At 63.2% G+C, this 18,503-nt stretch carries 14 protein-coding genes; 3 read left to right on the plus strand and 11 right to left on the minus strand.

All coding sequences use genetic code 11. The annotated features are described in order from the left end of the window. Positions 1-69 precede the first annotated feature (69 nt). Positions 70-321: a hypothetical protein gene (locus tag QK287_RS06905; RefSeq protein ID WP_226776093.1), complete on the plus strand. Its 252-nt coding sequence runs from the start codon at positions 70-72 to the stop codon at positions 319-321. Between the two features lie 150 nt (positions 322-471). Here QK287_RS06905 and QK287_RS06910 read toward each other — a convergent pair whose 3' ends face one another. From QK287_RS06910 to typA, 3 genes are all read right to left on the minus strand, one after another. Continuing rightward, positions 472-1,281, minus strand: coding sequence for a type IV toxin-antitoxin system AbiEi family antitoxin domain-containing protein (locus QK287_RS06910; RefSeq protein ID WP_226776092.1), 810 nt, complete (start codon positions 1,279-1,281; stop codon positions 472-474). A 299-nt stretch (positions 1,282-1,580) separates the two neighbouring features. Next, on the minus strand, positions 1,581-1,958 hold the full coding sequence (locus tag QK287_RS06915; protein WP_226776091.1) for a hypothetical protein: 378 nt from the start codon (positions 1,956-1,958) through the stop codon (positions 1,581-1,583). A gap of 34 nt (positions 1,959-1,992) precedes the next feature. Next, the gene (typA, locus tag QK287_RS06920) at positions 1,993-3,921 is read right to left on the minus strand and encodes a translational GTPase TypA (RefSeq protein WP_226776090.1); all 1,929 of its coding nucleotides are present in this window, start codon (positions 3,919-3,921) and stop codon (positions 1,993-1,995) included. 269 nt (positions 3,922-4,190) lie between these two features. On the opposite strand from typA, the gene QK287_RS06925 reads away from it, so the two are divergent. After that, positions 4,191-5,081 (plus strand): SGNH/GDSL hydrolase family protein, encoded by an 891-nt coding sequence (locus tag QK287_RS06925; RefSeq protein ID WP_282359651.1) that lies wholly within the window; start codon positions 4,191-4,193, stop codon positions 5,079-5,081. Positions 5,082-5,163: 82 nt separating this feature from the next. Here the strand turns inward: QK287_RS06925 and QK287_RS06930 are convergent, their stop codons facing one another. From QK287_RS06930 to QK287_RS06950, 5 genes are all read right to left on the minus strand, one after another. Further along, a complete protein-coding gene (locus tag QK287_RS06930; RefSeq protein WP_282359652.1) occupies positions 5,164-6,876 on the minus strand; it encodes an ABC transporter ATP-binding protein in 1,713 nt (570 codons plus the stop codon). A gap of 11 nt (positions 6,877-6,887) precedes the next feature. Beyond that, positions 6,888-7,877 (minus strand): ABC transporter permease, encoded by a 990-nt coding sequence (locus QK287_RS06935; RefSeq protein WP_282359653.1) that lies wholly within the window; start codon positions 7,875-7,877, stop codon positions 6,888-6,890. Further along, entirely contained in the window at positions 7,867-8,796 is a 930-nt protein-coding gene (locus tag QK287_RS06940; protein ID WP_226776086.1) for an ABC transporter permease, read from the minus strand. Before QK287_RS06940 ends, QK287_RS06935 begins: the two co-directional genes overlap by 11 nt. A 219-nt stretch (positions 8,797-9,015) precedes the next feature. Continuing rightward, complete coding sequence (locus QK287_RS06945) at positions 9,016-10,653, minus strand: ABC transporter substrate-binding protein (RefSeq protein ID WP_282359654.1); 1,638 nt, start codon at positions 10,651-10,653, stop codon at positions 9,016-9,018. Positions 10,654-10,902: 249 nt separating this feature from the next. Further along, positions 10,903-12,732 (minus strand): ABC transporter ATP-binding protein, encoded by a 1,830-nt coding sequence (locus tag QK287_RS06950; protein WP_282359655.1) that lies wholly within the window; start codon positions 12,730-12,732, stop codon positions 10,903-10,905. A gap of 79 nt (positions 12,733-12,811) precedes the next feature. Here QK287_RS06950 and QK287_RS06955 point away from each other — a divergent pair, with 79 nt between their 5' ends. Beyond that, a complete protein-coding gene (locus tag QK287_RS06955; protein WP_282359656.1) occupies positions 12,812-13,441 on the plus strand; it encodes a PH domain-containing protein in 630 nt (209 codons plus the stop codon). 39 nt (positions 13,442-13,480) lie between these two features. Here QK287_RS06955 and QK287_RS06960 read toward each other — a convergent pair whose 3' ends face one another. From QK287_RS06960 to QK287_RS06970, 3 genes are all read right to left on the minus strand, one after another. Then, a complete protein-coding gene (locus QK287_RS06960) occupies positions 13,481-14,569 on the minus strand; it encodes an ABC transporter permease (protein ID WP_226776082.1) in 1,089 nt (362 codons plus the stop codon). After that, complete coding sequence (locus tag QK287_RS06965; protein WP_226776081.1) at positions 14,566-16,107, minus strand: ABC transporter permease; 1,542 nt, start codon at positions 16,105-16,107, stop codon at positions 14,566-14,568. Before QK287_RS06965 ends, QK287_RS06960 begins: the two co-directional genes overlap by 4 nt. 180 nt (positions 16,108-16,287) lie before the next feature. Next, positions 16,288-18,072, minus strand: coding sequence for an ABC transporter family substrate-binding protein (locus QK287_RS06970; RefSeq protein ID WP_282359657.1), 1,785 nt, complete (start codon positions 18,070-18,072; stop codon positions 16,288-16,290). Between the last annotated feature and the right edge of the window lie 431 nt (positions 18,073-18,503).

The following is an 18,503-nucleotide window of genomic DNA, read 5'->3' on the forward strand; positions in this document are numbered from 1 at the left end:
GTTCCCGCGAACCTAGCCGGGCGTCACACGGGCCCGTCCGATTGAATCAAGCCACCCTAGGATGAACAAGTGAGTTCACCGATGCCTTCGCCCCAAGAGTTCCTGGCCACCGCCGAGCCCGGCACCCGGGTGGTGGTCCGATACCGGATTGAGGGCGGATTCACAGATGCCCTGGGCGAGCTCATTGCGCGCGACGACGACGCGTGCACCGTCCGGACCCGCCGTTCCGACGACGTGATCCCCTTTCGGTTGGTGGTGGCCGCCAAAGAGGTCCCCCCTGCACCGCCGCGCCGGACCCCAACCGGACATGCCCTCCCGTGACCGTGGCCACTGGACATATCACCACTATGCCCACGACGCGCCGCCTCCAGTGGACATGCCCACCGGTTCGGCCCGCGAAAAGTGCACATGTCCTCCGCTAACCCGACCGCACTTGGCCCGCACAATTCCCCAGGCAGGGCATGTCCATTGCTAGGCGGCGACGGACGACCTGTTCAACGCGTCCCGAACCATGCCGATGAATTCCTCGGGCCGGTTCAGGAGTAACGAATAGCTGACGACAAGGATCGGTATGCCCCGCCGGGTCATCACGTTCCACCGACGCCGGTCCTCCTCGAAGCTTGTCCGGTCCATGTGGAAGCCAGCGCCGTCCGTCTCAATGCCAAGCTTGCCGTCCACCATAAGATCGATATGACCCATTCCGGGGATATTGACCTGGGACTCGACATGGAATCCGGCGCTCCGCAGCCAGTACCGGGCCATGCATTCGATGATGGACTGCGACTGCGGGACGATGGCGGACACGATTCGGCGCTCCCTCTCATCGTTTCGGCCACTCAGCCTGAGCCGCAGCCCGGACAGCGGTACGCCTTTGAGGGCGACGGCCGACTCCGCAATCACCAGGCCGTCAAGGTCCGGCAGGCATCGCAGGCTTTGAACGACAGTGTCCACCAAAGTGGGCGGCGCAGCGGACCGGTGGCATACGAAACCGGAGTAGCTGCGGCTATGGGGAACCGCGACATGAGGAAGCACTGGCGTCTTAAGAACCCACAGACCATGGAACTGCGCGGCCGTTGCACACGCAGGCTCGGCCGGCAGCGACCGAATGGCGATAAGCCGGGCATCGGCGGTGGTAAGCGCGTAAACGCCGCGGGCCACCCGGGATACGGCACCCGAGCCGAGCGCAGACTCGAGCTGAAAGCTCGAGACACCGGCGGCAGCGAGGTGTTTGGCGCGGGCGACGCCGTCGTATTTTGCCAGAACATCTATGGCAGTGACCATAAAAAAAGCGTGGCACCCGAGCGAACGGTCGGAACAGTGCCGTTCAACGCCATGTGCAAAAGAACGGGTCAAGCGTTCCGGGCAATTGCCGAACTTGTTCTGCGGTCAAGAATGAGCATGTCCGCAGCCGAAGGGGTGCCCAAGGGGTACCGAAGGATGAGCATGTCCGCCGCCGCGGACGACGGATGGATATAGTGCCCTCATGCGCACGCGTGGCACCGAAGAATGGGCATGTCCGCCGCAGAAGGGCACCGAAGAATGGGCATGTCCGACGGGCGAGAGGGTGCCGAGCAGCGGGCCTACCCCTGGATGCGCCGGTAGCGCAGACCCCACACCAGCATGCCGACGGTGACCACCGCGATGCCGTAGATCCAGAGGCTGCCGGCCAGGTCGCCAATGATCAGCCGCCTGCCGTTCTCCAGGGTGGACCACCAGCCCGTCAGCGCGTAGCAGATGACTCCGCAGACCGCCGTCGGAAGGGCGGAACGAAACCTGGCGCTGAGCCACAGCTCGACGGCGCCAAGCAGGACCAGCGCCGCAACCGCGCCCCACGGCACCTCGACGCCGCCCACCAGGATGTCCTGCCCATGCAGCGCGGTGCCCGCGAGGGCAACAAAAAGAGCTGCCGGCACGGCGGCGGCAATACCGCCTGCCATGCCGGCAGCTCCATTATTCACAAACCATCCTTCGTGACAGCGACGGGCGCTGTGACTAGACCTTCGCGCGTGCCCGGTTGGACTTGGCGCGCTGGTTGACGTCCAGGATGAGTTTCCGGATACGGATGGATTCCGGCGTCACCTCGACACACTCGTCTTCGCGGGCGAATTCGAGGGACTCTTCGAGGGTCAGGTCGCGCGGCGGCGTCAGGTTCTCGAAGGTGTCGGAGGAAGCCGCACGCATGTTGGTGAGCTTCTTTTCCTTGGTGATGTTGACGTCCATGTCGTCGGCCCGGGAGTTCTCGCCGACGATCTGGCCTTCGTAAACCTCGGAGGTGGGGCGGACGAAGAATGATCCGCGTTCCTGCAGGTTGATCATGGCGAACGGTGTAACAACACCTGCGCGGTCAGCGATCATCGAACCGTTGGTGCGGTACTCGATCGGACCGGCCCAAGGCTCGTAGCCCTCGGAGATGGACGCCGCGATGCCGGCGCCTCGGGTGTCAGTGAGGAACTTGGTACGGAAGCCGATCAGGCCACGGGCCGGAACGATGAATTCCATCCGGCACCAGCCGGTGCCGTGGTTCGCCATGTTCGTCATGCGGCCCTTACGGGCGGCCATGAGCTGGGTGACGGCGCCGAGGTACTCTTCCGGCACGTCGATGGTCATGTGCTCCATCGGCTCGTGCACCTTGCCGTCGACGGTCTTCGTGACCACCTGCGGCTTGCCGACGGTCAGTTCGAAGCCTTCGCGGCGCATCTGCTCAACCAGGATGGCCAAGGCGAGCTCACCACGGCCCTGGACTTCCCAGGCGTCCGGGCGCTCGGTCGGGAGCACCTTGATGGAGACGTTACCGATCAGTTCCTTGTCCAGACGGTCCTTGACCTGGCGGGCCGTGACCTTGGCGCCCTTGACCCGGCCGGCCAGCGGCGAGGTGTTGATACCGATGGTCATGGAGATGGCCGGATCGTCAACAGTGATCAGCGGCAGCGGCTGCGGGTTGTCCACGTCGGTCAGGGTCTCACCGATGGTGATCTCCTCGATGCCGGCGACGGCGACGATCTCGCCGGGGCCGGCGGACTCGGTCGGGACACGGTCCAGGGCCTTGGTGGCCAGCAGCTCGGTGATCTTGACGTTCTTCATTTCACCGTTCGCGCGGGCCCACGCAACGGTCTGGCCCTTGCGCAGGGTGCCGTTGTAGATACGCAGCAGTGCCAGGCGGCCCAGGAACGGGGAGGCATCCAGGTTGGTGACGTGCGCCTGGAGGACACCGTTCGGGTTGTACGTCGGCGCCGGAATGTGCTCAATGATGGCCTTGAACAGCGGCTCGAGGTCTTCGTTCTCGGGAGCCGAACCGTCTGCGGGCTGTTCGAGGGAGGCGCGGCCAACCTTGGCAGCGGCGTAGACAACGGGGACGTTGAGGATCTTGTCCAGGTCCAGGTCCGGAACTTCGTCGGCGAGGTCTGAGGCCAGGCCCAGGAGGAGGTCCATGGATTCGTGGACAACTTCTTCGATCCGTGCGTCAGGACGGTCGGTCTTGTTGACCAGGAGGATCACGGGCAGGTGGGCCGCGAGCGCCTTGCGCAGGACGAAGCGGGTCTGCGGCAGCGGGCCTTCAGAAGCGTCAACGAGGAGGACGACGCCGTCAACCATCGACAGGCCGCGCTCAACCTCGCCACCGAAGTCGGCGTGGCCGGGGGTGTCGATGACGTTGATGGTGATGGTCTCGCCGTTGGAGGACGGTCCGTTGTAGGCCACCGTGGTGTTCTTGGCCAGGATGGTGATGCCCTTTTCGCGCTCGAGGTCACCGGAGTCCATCACACGGTCTTCGAGGTGGTTGTGTGCGGCAAAGGAGTTGGTCTGCTTGAGCATGGCGTCGACCAGAGTGGTCTTGCCGTGGTCAACGTGGGCCACGATCGCGACGTTGCGCAGGTCACTGCGCGATGCAGTGGCTACCGCGGTGTTGGTGGTGGTTTCAGACATGCGTAATTGCTCGATTCAGTGGTGAAGTCAGCTGTTGTATCGCGACATTTCCAACCGGAACGCACGACGGATGCGCCCCTTTGGCACAGGGCACCTTCTTCCATTCTAAACGCTTGGGCATTTATTGGCCTAAAAACCCTCATTCCGGTCGGAAGGCCGGGTCAGGCACCACGGGAAATCGAGCGTTGACTGTGAGTAAAGTCACTGGCTTTTCCGTCCCTGATGCCCCATGCTTGCTCTGACAGCAGCAGCCAGCTCGGAGACATCAAATGCGCATCGCCCCGGCCCTGTCCCGCTTGGTTGCCCCGATAATCGCCGCAGGCGTCTTGGTGGGAGGCTGCGGGCAGATTCCCCCCGCCACGACCGCCAGCCCCGGTGCGGAAGCCGTCACTGGCCCTTCCGTCCGGAATGCCCAATCGGCAATTCCGGGCAGCCTGCGGCCCGGAACCGTCTTCCGGAATCCGGCCAGCGGCCGCAATGAGATGGTCGTGGCGGACATCTCCCGGACCGCGGTGCTGATTGGTGATTCACAGTCCGAACCCACATCGTCCTGGCCCCGGAGAGCACTGGCCAGCCTGGGATACGAGGTCCATTTCTGCGGCCGCGGGGGCACCGGCTTTGTCGCATCCAACGGAGCGACTGGTAACTACATCGACGCCCTGCAGCACGGTGACTGGCTGCTGCCCTACGGCTCACCGCCTCTTGTTGTGATCGAAGGCGGCGGCAATGATGCCTCCCGCGGGGCAAGCGATGCGCAGATTTCCGCCAACGCCGAGCGGCTGATCGCCAGCATCCGGCAACGCTACCCCGACGCACGGCTGGCCATGGTGGGGACCCTCGCCCGTGGGACGGCCAACGGCGGAGGACGCCGCAGCGAAGTCAACACGCTGCTGGGCACTGTGGCGGCCAGGAATTCAATCCCCTTTGTGGGCGTCGGCGACTGGTTGACGCGTTACAACCTCACCAATTCCATGGCCGACGGAGTCCACATGAACCCCGCAGGGCACACGGCACTGGGTCTTCTGCTGGCCGGCCGGCTGGACGACCTGGGGTTCAGGCCAGCGGGGTCCGTGTCCGCTGGCTCCGGGCAGGCGGGGTCCGTGTCCGCCGGCTCCGGGCAGGCGGAATCCGGTTCGACCGAATCCGCCGCCGGCCGCTAAGAACGCAGGCATTAAGCGGCAGGAGCCGGTGTCCGCCCCGCAGGCGGACACCGGCTCCTGCCGTGTGCTTCGGTCAATCAGCTCATGCCACTTCCGGAGGCAGCATCAGCCGCGCACCCGGGATGGCGTTGAGCAGTGCCTTTGTGTAGTCCTGCTGCGGCGCGTCGAAGACCTCATCCGTGGAGCCGGTCTCGACCAGCCTGCCCTTCTCCATGACGCAGACGTGGTCCGCGATCTGCCGCACCACAGCGAGGTCGTGGGTAATGAAGAGGTAGGTCAGACCCAACCGTGACTGCAGTTCCGCGAGCAGGTTCAGCACCTGGGCCTGCACCAGGACGTCGAGGGCCGAGACAGCCTCGTCGCAGATGATCACCTCGGGGTCCAGCGCCAGGGCACGCGCGATCGCCACGCGTTGACGCTGCCCGCCGGAGAGCTCGTTCGGATACCGCTGCATGGTGGACTGCGGCAGTGCCACCTGATCCAGCAACTCCCGGACCTTCTTTTCGCGGCTGGCTTTGTCCCCGATCTTGTGGGTCCGCAGCGGCTCCTCAATGGTCCGGAAGATGTTGTACATCGGGTCCAGGGATCCGTAGGGGTCTTGGAAGATCGGCTGTACCCGCCGGCGGAAGGCGAAGATTTCCTTGCTGTTCAGCGTGGAGGTGTCCACGCCGTCGAAGATGATCTTCCCCGCCGTGGGCTGCAGCAGGTTCAGCACCATCTGCGCCACCGTGGACTTGCCGGAACCCGACTCCCCCACAATTGCCGTTGTGGTTCCGCGCCTGACGCTGAAGGAGACATCGTCGACGGCGGCGAAGTCCGTCGACTTGCCGAAGCCGGAGCGCAGTTTGAAGACCTTTGTCAGGTTTTCAATCCTGAGGACTTCCTCAGTCATGGCCGGCTCCACCACAACGTCCGTTGCGGGCGACAGGACGTCAGCGCTTTCGACACCCAGTTCTTTCGCGACCTGGATACGCCGTGACGCCAGCGACGGCGCCGAGGCGACCAGCCGCTGGGTGTACGGGTGCTGCGGGTTCTGCAGCAGCTCCAGGGAAGGCCCGGATTCCACGACCTGGCCGCGGTACATCACCACGACCTTGTCGGCGCGTTCGGCGGCGAGGCCCAGGTCGTGGGTGATGAGCAGAACGGCCGTTCCGAGTTCGGTGGTCATCTTGTCCAGGTGGTCCAGGATCTGGCGCTGCACGGTCACGTCCAGGGCCGACGTCGGCTCATCGGCGATGAGCAGCCGCGGCTGGCAGGACAGGCCGATCGCGATCAGCGCACGCTGGCGCATGCCGCCGGAGAACTCGTGCGGGTACTGCTTGGCCCGCCGCGCCGCGTCGGGCAGCCCCGCCTCGGACAGGACCTTCGCGACGTCGTCCGGACCGCTGGGCAGGCCGTTGGCCTTGAGTGTCTCACGGACCTGGAAACCGATCTTCCAGACCGGGTTCAGGTTGGACATCGGGTCCTGCGGGACCATGCCGATGCTGCTGCCACGCAGTTTGATCATCCGCTTCTCGCTGGCGTTGGAAATATCCTCGCCGTCGAAAAGGATCTGCCCGGCCGAGACCCGGCCGTTGGAGGGCAGGAGCCCGATGGCGGCCAGCGCAGTCGTCGACTTGCCGGAGCCTGACTCACCGACGATGGCGACAGTCTCGCCGGGCATCACGGTGAGGTGCGCGTTCCGGACCGCATTGACGTCACCGTTGCTGGTCGCGAAGGTGATGGCCAGGTCGCGGATTTCCAGCAGCGGCCGCACAACGGTCTCCGCTTCGTGAATTTCGACAGAGGCGTTCATGGCGTCCCCTTTCATCGCTTGCGCGCTTTCGGATCCAAGGCATCACGGAGGGCATCGCCCAGCATGATGAAGCTCAGGACGGTTATGGACAGGGCGATGGCCGGGTAGAGCAACGGCATGGGGTTGGAGCGCAGCGATGACTGCGCCGACTGGATGTCGTTACCCCAGGACATAACGCTCGGCGGCAGCCCGATGCCAAGGAAGGACAGCGTGGATTCGGCCACGATGAAGGTGCCAAGCGAGATCGTGGCCACCACGATGATGGGGGCGAGCGCGTTGGGCATCACGTGGCGCAGGAGCGAGCGGAACCGGGAAACGCCCAGCGACCGCGCAGCCGTCACGAAGTCCGCGTTCCGGACCTCGATCACGGCACCGCGGGTGATTCGGGCGATCTGCGGCCAGCCGAAGATCACCAGGATTACCACCAGGGACCAGACGTTCCGGTTGGCCCGGAAAACGGGCAACTGGGTCAGTACGATGGCGCCGAGGATCAGCGGAAGGGCAAAGAAGATGTCATTGATGCGCGCCAGAATAGCGTCCACCCAGCCGCCGTAATAGCCGGCCAACGCGCCCATAACGCCGCCAATGACAAGCACGCCGATGGTGGTGAACAGCCCCACGATCACCGAGGACTGGGTCCCGTAGATCACGCGGGCATACACGTCGCAGCCCTGCCGGGTGAACCCGAGCGGGTGGCCTGCAGAGGTACCACCGTTGGAGTTCGCCAACTGGCAGGGCTCCGACTGCGGATTGATCGGGGAAAACAGCCCCGGGAAGACGCTGACCAGGACAACAACAACTATCAGGAACGCGGAAATCAGGAACAGCGGCTGGCGGCGGAGGTTTTTCCAGGCCTCCCCCCAGAGGCTCAGCGGCGCATTCTCGTCCTTGACCTTGTCGGTGACCTGGAGCGGGGTCTCGTCGAGGTCTGCGACGAAGTGTTCAGCCTCGCGGCCGGGCTGCGGCTTCCGGGCAGCGGGAACGGTGTTCTCAGGAGTCATAGCGGATCCTCGGGTCAAGCCAGGCGTAGAGCAGGTCAACGAGCAGGTTGGACACAACGTAGATCAGGACCAGGACGGTGACGATCGAGACCACCGTCGGACCCTCACCGGTTGTGACGGCCCGGTAGAGCCGGTTTCCGACGCCGGGAACGTTGAAGATTCCCTCAGTCACGATCGCGCCGCCCATCAGCGCGCCAAGATCAGCACCCAGGAAGGTGATCACCGGGATCAGCGAGTTGCGCAGGATGTGCACACGAACGACCCGGCCGCGGGACAGGCCCTTGGCGGTGGCTGTCCGGACGTAGTCCGCGCTCATGTTCTCGATCACGCTGGTCCGGGTCAGCCGGAGGACGTAGGCAAAGGAACCCAAGCCCAGCACGATGGCCGGCAGGATCAGGTCCTGGACGGTGGCGGCGGAGCTGACAGTGGGTTTGGCCCAGCCCAGCTGGACACCGATGAAGAACTGCATCAGGAAGCCCAGGACGAAGATCGGAATGCCGATCACGATCAGGGAAGCGACGAGCACCGTTGCGTCAAAAAGCTTGCCTTTGCGCAGGCCGGCCAGCAGGCCGAAGGCGATGCCGAAGACAGCTTCGAAAATGAGGGCCATCACGGCAAGCCGGGCTGTAACGGGGAAGACCTCGCCGAGCACGGTGGCGATCGGCCGGCCGGAGAAGTCCATGCCGAGGTCGAACGTGAGGATGCTCTTGAGGTACAGGAAATACTGGATCCAGAAGGGCTGGTCCAGGTTGTACTGGGCCCGCAGCTGGGCTGCCACGGACTCGTTGACCGGCTTGTCACCGAAGAGGGCGACGATCGGGTCGCCGGGAAGGCTGAAGACCAGGAAGTAGACCAGGAGGGTCGCTCCGAGGAAAACCGGGATCAGCTGCAGAAATCGCTTGAGAACATACGTCGCCATTAGCGGAGTACACCCCCGTCAGCGGGCATCCCGTTCAGGAATGCTGTGGAGTTGTTCATCGAAGAACCTTTTCACTATGAATACATGAGGGCGGCAGTGTCGTCCGTTGCCGGGGCCACGAATGGCTGCGCCCGGGAGCCGCGCCGTCAGGAGAGAAAGTTGTGGAAGCAGAACGACGGCGGAGGTGCCTTTCCAGGCATCCCCCGCCGTCGATCAGATTTACTTGCCGGTAATCGCGTAGTACAGCGGGACGCCGTCCCAGCCGTAGTCAACGTTGGTGACCTTGTCGCTCCAGCCGCCCTGGGCGACCTGGTACCAGAGCGGGATCGCCGGGAGGTCCTGAAGCAGGATCTCCTGGGCCTTGTTCATGGCCTTGTTGCCGTCGGCAACCGTGGCTGACTTGAGGCCGTCGGAGATGGCCTGGTCAAACTTCGTGTTGTTGTAGCGGGCATCGTTGGAGCCTGCGCCGGTCTTGTAGATCGGGCCGAGGAAGTTGTACAGCGACGGGTAGTCGGCCTGCCAGCCGGCGCGGATCGCACCGGTCAGGGTTCCGGCGGTGGCGTCGTTGCGGACTTCCTTGAAGGTGGCGTAGGGCTTGCCTTCGATCTTGATGCCCAGGGTGTTCTTGACCTGGTTGACCAGAGCCTCGACCCATGCCTTGTGTCCGCCCTTGTCGGCGTTGTAGGCAATCGTGAAGGTCTGGTTGGCATCCCACTTCTGGATGGCGTCGGCCTTGGCCCAGGTTTCCTTGGCCTTGTTGGCGTCAAACTTCAGGACGTCGGAACCCGGGATGGAGTCGCTGTAGCCGTCCAGCACCGGAGCCGTGAAGTCCTTGGCCGGCTGGCGGGCTTCGTTGAAGATCACCTTGGTGATCTCTTCGCGGTTGATGGCCATGGAAATGGCCTGGCGGCGCAGCTTGCCGGCCTCGCCGCTCCACTCCGGCAGGTACTCCGGGATGGCGATGGTCTGGTTACCGGCGTACGGCTTGTTGATGGTGCGGTCGCCGAGGTCCGACTTGAAGTTCAACAGGGCGCTGGTGGGGATGGTCTGGAGGATGTCCAGGTTGTTCCCCAGCAGGTCCTGGTAGGCAGCATCGTCGTTCTGGTAGATCTTGAACGTCACGCCGGCGTTCTTGGCTTTCCGCGGACCGTTGTAGTCCGGGTTCGGCACAAGCTGGATCTGCACGTTGTGCTGCCAGCCGCCGTCGGCCAGCTTGTAGGGACCGTTGCCGACCGGCTTCTCGCCGAAGCCCTTAGGGTCCGCGAGGGCGCCGGAAGGAACCGGCACAAACGCAGTGTAGCCAAGACGCAGCGGCCAGTCCGACTCGGGCTGCTTCAGTTCCACGGTGAACGTCTGGTCGTCAACGACCTTCAGCCCGGACATGGTCTCAACCGTCGAGCCTTCAGCGCTGGCCTCGTCGTAGCCCTTGATGCTTTCGAAGAAGCCTCCGCTGAGCTGGGCGTTCTTGGCGGCTGCACCGAAGTTCCAGGAGTCAACAAAGGACTTGGCCGTGATGGCCTCGCCGTTGGTGAACTTCTGGTCCTTTTTGATCTTGATCGTGAAGTTCTGGCCGTCCTTGCCTTCAATGGACTCGGCGAGTTCGTTGACCGGCTTGCCGCTGGGGTCGTAGCTGACCAGCCCGGCGAAGATCATGTCGATGACCTTTCCGCCGCCGACTTCGTTCGTGTCGGCCGGCATCAGCGGGCGCTGGGGCTCCGAGCCATCGGCCATGATGACCTTGCTGGTATCGCCGCCAGTGGTGCCGCCGCCAGCGGTAGTGCTGCCGCCGCATCCGGTCAGGGCGAGGGCGGCGATGGCCACCATGCCCAGTGCTTTGGAAGTGCGCGAAAAACGCATTCCGCCTCCTATGAGTTGTGGGAGTTCTTGAGGGAAAACTTGTGTTTCCCCGCGGCCCAGGCACAGAAATATCCTGTGACGTGGGCTACATATGGCACTAGCCTAACCCCACACTGTCCAGATGATGGAACTCTGTTGCCAAACCGTGACACAACAAAAGCGTGACTTCTACCGTCACGCGCCAGGTATTTCAAGTCACACGCTACTGGCTGGTACTATTCGGCGCCGGGCGATCTTAGTTATCGTCGATTAACTCTGTTCAGCTGCCAGCAACTGGGCCCGCAGCTCGCGGCGTTCCCGCTGTTTTTCCGGATCCGGCAGCGGAACTGCGGCCAGGAGCCGCTGGGTGTAGGATTCCTGCGGGTTCCGCAGGATCTGGTCCCGGGTGCCCTGTTCGACAATACGGCCGCGCTGCATCACGCAGATCCGGTCCGCGAGCACGTCGACGACGGCGAGGTCGTGGGTGACAAAAAGACAGGCAAAGCCAAGCTCCTGCTGCAGGGCCTGGAAGAGCTCGAGCACCTTGGCCTGGACGGAGACGTCAAGTGCAGACGTCGGTTCGTCGGCGACCATCAGTTTCGGCTTGAGCGAGAGCGCCCGCGCGATGCCAACGCGCTGCTTCTGGCCGCCGGAGAGCTCGTGCGGATAGCGGTTGCGGTAGTTCCTCGGGAGTTCCACCTGGTCAAGCAGCGCCTCGATCCGCTGCTGCAGCCCGGCGCCCTTCGCCACCCCGGCAAGGAACATCGGCTCGCCAATACTCTCGCCGATCGGAAGCCTCGGGTTCAGCGACGACGACGGATCCTGGAACACCATGCCAACGTGCCGACGCATCTCGTGAAGCTGCCGCCCGTTGCGCTTGGCGGCAGAAATGTCCTGGCCAACAACCTTCATGGTGCCGGCAGCCACCGGCAACAGCCCGACGGCGGCGCGGCCGATGGTGGTTTTCCCGGAGCCGGACTCCCCCACCAGCCCGACGACCTGGCCCGGATAGATCACCAGGCTGGCGCCCTCTACCGCACGGAATGCCGGCACCCGGCCCTGTTTGGGGTATTCGATGGCCACGCCAGTGAGCTCCAGCACGGGCTCGGCCTGGGGTTTGATGGCTTCCGCGGCGGCCAGGGCAGCCGCGTTGTTGTGCTCGCGTTGCCGGCGCTGCTCTTCCGGCCCGGAAGTGAGCTCAGTATGGGTGGCGGCGGCGAGCGCTGCGGTGACGTCCACCGCCCCGGTGGTGTCTGCGCCGCCCTGGCCGAGGTGCGGGACGGCGGCCAGCAGTGCCTTGGTGTACGGGTGCTGCGGGTTATGGAAGATCTCGGCGGCTGTGCCTGTTTCCACGATCACTCCCCCGCGCATCACGGCGATCCGGTCAGCCAGGTCGGCCACCACACCCATATCGTGGGTGATCAGGACGATGGCGCTGTCCAGCTTGTTGCGCAGATTACGCATCAGGTCCAGGATTTCTGCCTGCACCGTCACGTCCAGGGCAGTAGTGGGCTCATCGGCGATCAGCAGCTTTGGGTCGCAGGAGAGCGACTGGGCGATCATGGCGCGCTGGCGCTGGCCGCCGGAGAGCTGGTGGGGGTACGACCGGAACGCCTTTTCCGGATCCGGCAGCTCCACAAGTTCAAGCATACGCAGCGCCCGCAGCCGGGCTTCGTCGGGTGATACTTCGCTGTGAAGCCTCACCGTCTCAACGATCTGGGCGCCGACGGTATAGACCGGATTCAGTGCCGTCATGGGCTCCTGGAAGATCACGGCAACGTCCTTGCCCCGAACCGACCGGATGTTCGACTCGCTGATCCCGAGGAGTTCCTTCCCGGCAAGCTTTACGCTTCCGGTCACGCGGCTGTTATCGGGCAGCAGGCCGAGCAACGCCATTGAACTGGCGCTCTTACCGGAGCCGGATTCCCCCACGATGGCCAGTACTTCGCCGGCACGCACCTCATAGTTCAGCCCGATCGCTGCCGGAACCCACTTTTTGTCCACGCCAAAGTCGACACTCAGGCCGCGGACTTCCAGGACGGGCACCCCTTGGCCTGGTGCCGGATCAGCGGCCGGGCCGAGGGTGATGAAGTCAGTCATGATGGAGCCTTCCTTCCGCACGGGCGCCGGGGTCACCAAAAATTAGTGCTGGGGCCCGGAGTGCTGAATTATGGGGAGCATGAGCTCTGCGCCGTATGCCGGTAAAGTCGAAATCTTCAAAGCCCGCACCAACAAGTGGTTTGCGCTGCTGGCCTGGATGGTGGCCGCCGCCGGCATCGTCGTTGCCGTGGCCTCCGGGGGGCCCGGCGCCCTGGCCGGTATCGCCCCGCTGGTCCTGGTCGCTTTTCTTGGCTGGCAGCTGTTCTGGCGGCCCGCCGTCGTGGTCGACAATGCCGGGATCAGATTGGAAAACCCGTTCCGCACCATCGTGGTGCCGTGGGCGGCCCTGGTGCATGTGGACACCCGTTTCGCACTGACCCTCGTCACGGCCAAGAGAAGCTACACCTCCTGGGCCGCACCGGCGCCAGGGATCTGGGGCGGCCGGAACGCCCGCCCGGAAGATCTGCGCGGGCTCCCGGGAACAACGTACGGTCCCGGCCGGTCCGTCCGGCCGGGGGATCTCAGGAGCACCGATTCCGGTCAGGCCGCCCGGCTCGTGCGAGCACGCTGGGATGAGCTGGTCGAGTCCGGCCGGCTCGCGGCCGGGGACGCCGCCACCACACCGGCAAACGTGACATACCGCTGGCCGGCTGTCGGCGTCGACGTGCTGCTCCTGACGGCCAGCTACTGGGCTGTCGCCGGGTCCTAGCGGGTTGCCCGGCCTCCGGGACCGGAACGGGACCATGGTCTAGTGGCCCTTGGTTTCGTCAAATGCCGTCACCGGAACGGGATCCACAGTGGTGTCGGCCGCTTTCCTGGCGTTGAACTTCCTCTGGCGCGGATCGAACGCGTCGCGCAAGCCGTCGCCGATGAAGTTGATGCTGAGGCAGATCAGCACGATAAACAGGCCCGGGAACCAGAAGAGCCACGGCCGGGTGGCAAAAGCCTCCTGATTTTGCGAAATGAGCAGGCCCAGCGAGGTGTCCGGAGCTTTGACGCCGACGCCGAGGTAGCTCAGGGCAGTCTCCAGCAAGATGGCGGCTGACATGGTCAGGGTAACGTTGACGATCAGCACCCCGATGGCGTTGGGCAGGATGTGCTTGAAGATGATCCTGCCGTTGGACGCCCCGGAGATCCGCGCCGCATCGACGAACTCGCGCTCACGGAGGGTCAGAAACTCCCCGCGGACCAGACGAGCCAGCCCGACCCAGCTAACCAGGCCGAGGAAGACGCCCAGTACGAGGATCCCGTTGGAGTTCGCAAAGGCGGAAAACAAACTTCCTTCGTCCCGGCGCCCGGCAATCTGGGCGACGACAGCGGCGAGCAGCAGGACGGGAATGATGATAATGACATCCGTGATGCGCATTAGTACCGCTTCTACCCAGCCCCGGAAGTAGCCGGAAAGGCCGCCGATCACGGCGCCTAGAATCCCGGCGATCAAGCCGATCAGGACCATGATGGTGATGGACTGCTGCGCCCCGCGCATCGTCATGGCAAACAAGTCCCGGCCGATTCGATCCTGCCCGAACGGGTGTTCCCCCCAGGCAGGAGGCCACAGACCAGCGGTTGGAGCGCCGTCGTTCACCAGCGGGGAGACATCCAGGTGGTTGTACTTCCACCAGCCGGGTATTCCCGCGACACCAACGGAGGAGAAAGACAAGATGAAAATCAGCGCAAATACGGCCAGCCCGAGGAGCGCGCCGGTGTGACCGAAAAACCTCTTCCGGACAATCTGTCCCTGGCTGAGTCCAGACGGTTCAGGCTCGGACGACGCTGTTTCCTGGTCGCGAAGAGCCTGCTGTGCCAGGATCTGTTCCTCTTGCGTTGGCTGGCTCATGCTTTTATCCTCACGCGCGGATCGAGTGCGGAATACGCCAGGTCCGCAATTAGGTTGAAGACCATGGCGGTCACAGCGACGCAGACAAAAACGCCCATCACCGGGTTCGGGTCGATGTGGGTAATTCCGTCCAGAAAAAGGAATCCCATGCCCCTGACGGAGAACACACTCTCCGTGATGACGGCGCCGCCGATCAGCGCGCCAATATCGAAAGCGACAATTGTGGCAATCGGAATCAATGCATTGCGGAACGCGTGCCCCATAATCACGGACCGTTCAGAGAGCCCCTTGGCCCGCGCGGTGCGGATGTAATCCATGTTCATGATTTCGAGCATCGAGGACCGGGTAAAGCGGGTGTAGCTGGCCAGTGACACGAGGATCAACGCCACGGTCGGCAAAATCAGGTGGGTGAAGGTGTCAAGGCTGAGCACCCAGAAGTCCCCTTCGATATTTGGGGTACCGGCGCCGATCGTGGCGATCGGGCGCCCCCTGACCCGACTGTTGCTGAAGTAACTGGGCCACGCCTGCATAAAGCGGTCCAACACCACAAGCGCTCCCACCAGGAACGCGGTGATACCCGCCGCCCGCATTGACTGTCCGCGGTCGTATCCGCCCATAAAATAGCCGACGGCGACGCCTACCAGGACCGTGGCGAGAGCCAACAGGGCGATCATCAGCGCCGTTGCCTGGTCGAGCAGCGGTTGCACGGCGAAGTAGGAGATGACGCCCAGCGCCACCACAAGCAGTGCTGCCCGCAGGGCCCGGCGGTTCCGCAGGCCCGAAACCAGCACCGTCACAGCAACTGCGATGCCGGCCCCGGCGACCGCGATCACAACAGGCCCCAGCCCCGGCGTCTTGAACCATTCTGTGGCGGAAAAATAGATGAGGACGAGAGTAACAGCCACAAAAACGGTGCCGCCCGTCACGAGCCTGCGCCGCAGCTCCCCTCCGACGGCGACCGCAACGATCACGCCGGCGACGGCGCCGATCCCCAAGGCTGTGGGGATCGGTATTTCGGGGTTTCGCAGGAAGTCGTTGAAGCCGATCGCGCCGTACTCCTTCAGGAGCACCGCTACCCAGAAGATCGGCAGGGAAAAGAACAGGAAGGCCATAAAGGTCACACCGTAGTCGAGCGCACTGTACTGCCGAAGTGCCGTAATGATGCCCAGCGTGATACCGATCAGGATGGCCAGGATGGTCGCTCCGGTGACAAGTGTCAGCGTCTGGACGAGTGCTATGCCGAGGGCTTCGGTAATGGGTTGACCCGAAACGCTTTTGCCCAAGTCGCAGGAACCGGCAAAAGGAACGAGGCACTGGGCGGCACCGGCCAGCCATTTGAAATACCTGACAGGGGCAGGGGTGTCGAGGTCCAGCAACTCCGTGCGGGCGTTCATCAACTGCTGCTTGTTGGGGGCGTTGCTGGCCCGCAGATCAGCCAGCGGATCACCTGAGGACGCTGTCAGGAGATAAACGAGAAAGGACGCTCCCAGAAGAATCAGTGCGGCCGTGACCAGCCGTCTGACGATATAGGTCACCATTATGTATAAGCCTCAGGATCCAGGTCCGGGTCAGTCCGGGCCAATCGCAGAATCGCGCCGTGCCCCGGCCTTCAAATGCCAGTGGAGCCGGCAAAGTGCCGGTGGGTAGTCAGAAGGCGCCGGGGCCATAAAACTCGGCCCCGGCGCCCCTGCTAGGCGATTTGTTCGCTCAGCGTTGGATTACTTCCGGGACCAGTCCCAGACATTCCACCAGACGCCGGTCTGGTTCGGCATTGCGGTCACCCCGGTGATCTGGTCAGAGGATGCCTTGACATCCGGTGACTGGAACAGCGGAACGCCATACGCGGACTTCCAGATGGCCGCGTCAATTTTGGTCTGAAGCTCATCCTGCTTCGATTTATCCGTGGTGACGATCAATTCGTCCATGGCTTTGTCGGCTTCGGGATCAGAGAACAAGTTGAAGTTCGATCCACCTCCGGTTTTGAAGATCTGGGGAGTCCCCGAGACACCAACACCGGAGTTGATCCACCCGAAGATGGTCGCATCATAAGAGCCGTCGCCAAGGCTTGAGCTCCAGTCCGCTTTTCCGAGGCCGCCGTCGACAATCTTGAATCCTGCCTTCGTGGCGGACTCACGGATCAGCGAATAAGCATCCACCCGGTTGGGGTTGTCCTTGTTGTACATGATGCGGATCTCCGGCGTAGCACCGTTAAGGAGCTTTTTGGCACCGTCAATATCGACATCCTGGTACATCGACGACCCGTTCTTGGCAGCCGAGTCAGCGTAGGCGGCCTGGGCCGGCACAAAGATCTGCGAGTCGAGCGGCTTGGCCTGCGGATCGATCTTCTTGATGATCTTGTCCACAATGTCCTTGCGCGGAACTGTCTTCAAAAACGCTTCGCGAACGCTCTTCTCCGCCAGGGGGCCGGAGAAGTTCAGGTCAAGGTGATCGTAGGAGAGCTGGTTGCCCAAGAGCAGGTTGACCCCGCTGAGGGCCTTGATCTGGTCCACGGTGTCCGCTGAAGCCTGCGGATTGATAATGTCCACTTCGCCGTTTTTCAGTGCCTGCACCTGGGCCGGGGCAGCGCCGATGGTCCGGACCACGATTTCGTCCAGCTTCGGAGCGGGGCCCCAGTTGTAATCCTTGTTGCGGACCAGGGTGACTGACTGTTCCGGCACCACGGATTTGATGATGTAGGGACCGTTGGAGAGGTACAGGCTCGGGTCGCTGGGCAGCGTCTTCGACTCAAACCCGGTGCTCCAGAAATCAGCGACGGCCTTCAAGCCCTCGTTGACCGGCTGCGGTGACTTGCTGTCCCCGCGCTTAAGACCCTTGAGCAGATCCACCAGGGCCTGTGCGTCTTTCAGGCCCGCTTGCTTGGCCACTACATGGGCGGGAATATCGACGCCGCCGTTACCCGGGAAGCTGTACGCCAGTTCCCAATCGGAAAATGGCTTGGAATACTTGAGCGTCAGGCTCCGCCCGTCACTCCCGAGCTCGGGGAAGTCCGTCAGGTTCAACCCGGAAGTATCGGCCGCCGTCTTGAAATAGGTGGTGCCTGTCTTGGCTTCAGCATCGGCGTCGTCGTAGTATCCGGAACCTGAGGCCCAGGAAAGCAGAAGATCGGCGGCGCTCACCTGCGTGCCATCCGACCACTTCACCCCTTCGTTGACGGTGTACTTGACAGTCAACGGATTGTCGGAGAGTTTCTCGTACTTGCCGAACTTTTCGTTTTTGACGATGTTCAGTTTGTCGTCGATGTAAATGAAGCTGGAGTGGGTGGCGTAACCGACGTGTCCGTTCACGTCGGAGTTGCCATCCGCCGTTCCGGAGTTGAAGCTGCTGAAGCCGTTGGTTTCGGCAACAGCAACAGAGCCGCCCTGCTGGCCTCCAGCCGCAGCACTGGTGGGGGTTGTCCCGCCGCTGTTGCCGGCGCAGGCACTGAGTGCCAGCGCAGCAGCTGCTGCCACGCCCACTGCTTTGGAAATACGACCGAAGCGCATTCCGCCTCCTTGTTATAGGTGTGGTGGTGATCGGCGCCCGAGGCACCGGTCAGACGTCCGCACTCCCCCAGCGGCAGTGTGGTTCGTCTCACATGGGATGAAGCGTAAACCCAAAACCAGGCAAAGGGAGGGAAAGTTGACCACCAGTAAAGTTCGTTATCGAGCTGCAACAATCTGCTCCGCGCCAAGGCCGGAATTCCACCATTTCCTTGACGCGGTTTGTTCTCGCCGCTAACGTGCACGGGCACAAAAGAAGCCCCGATTCTGAAATCGGGGCTTCTCAAGTTAGACCTGCTGACCTGATGAATTCACCAGGCCATCACACGTTGAAGCTGAACTCCACCACGTTCCGTAAGCGAATATCTCCTGCTCGGAGCGGTTCCGAGCAGGAGCCAGGTGGATTCCATGCCCCGGCCGTCAGCAATGAACCC

Source organism: Arthrobacter sp. AL05 (assembly GCF_029960715.1).
Classification (GTDB): Bacteria; Actinomycetota; Actinomycetes; order Actinomycetales; family Micrococcaceae; genus Arthrobacter.

Coding starts and splice junctions, on each gene's coding strand:
- QK287_RS06910 (WP_226776092.1), bottom strand. CDS start 1,281: ATGGTCACTGCCATAGATGTTCTGGCAAAATACGACGGCGTCGCCCGC.
- typA (WP_226776090.1), bottom strand. CDS start 3,921: ATGTCTGAAACCACCACCAACACCGCGGTAGCCACTGCATCGCGCAGT.
- QK287_RS06925 (WP_282359651.1), top strand. CDS start 4,191: ATGCGCATCGCCCCGGCCCTGTCCCGCTTGGTTGCCCCGATAATCGCC.
- QK287_RS06930 (WP_282359652.1), bottom strand. CDS start 6,876: ATGAACGCCTCTGTCGAAATTCACGAAGCGGAGACCGTTGTGCGGCCG.
- QK287_RS06935 (WP_282359653.1), bottom strand. CDS start 7,877: ATGACTCCTGAGAACACCGTTCCCGCTGCCCGGAAGCCGCAGCCCGGC.
- QK287_RS06940 (WP_226776086.1), bottom strand. CDS start 8,796: ATGGCGACGTATGTTCTCAAGCGATTTCTGCAGCTGATCCCGGTTTTC.
- QK287_RS06945 (WP_282359654.1), bottom strand. CDS start 10,653: ATGCGTTTTTCGCGCACTTCCAAAGCACTGGGCATGGTGGCCATCGCC.
- QK287_RS06950 (WP_282359655.1), bottom strand. CDS start 12,732: ATGACTGACTTCATCACCCTCGGCCCGGCCGCTGATCCGGCACCAGGC.
- QK287_RS06955 (WP_282359656.1), top strand. CDS start 12,812: ATGAGCTCTGCGCCGTATGCCGGTAAAGTCGAAATCTTCAAAGCCCGC.
- QK287_RS06960 (WP_226776082.1), bottom strand. CDS start 14,569: ATGAGCCAGCCAACGCAAGAGGAACAGATCCTGGCACAGCAGGCTCTT.
- QK287_RS06965 (WP_226776081.1), bottom strand. CDS start 16,107: ATGGTGACCTATATCGTCAGACGGCTGGTCACGGCCGCACTGATTCTT.
- QK287_RS06970 (WP_282359657.1), bottom strand. CDS start 18,072: ATGCGCTTCGGTCGTATTTCCAAAGCAGTGGGCGTGGCAGCAGCTGCT.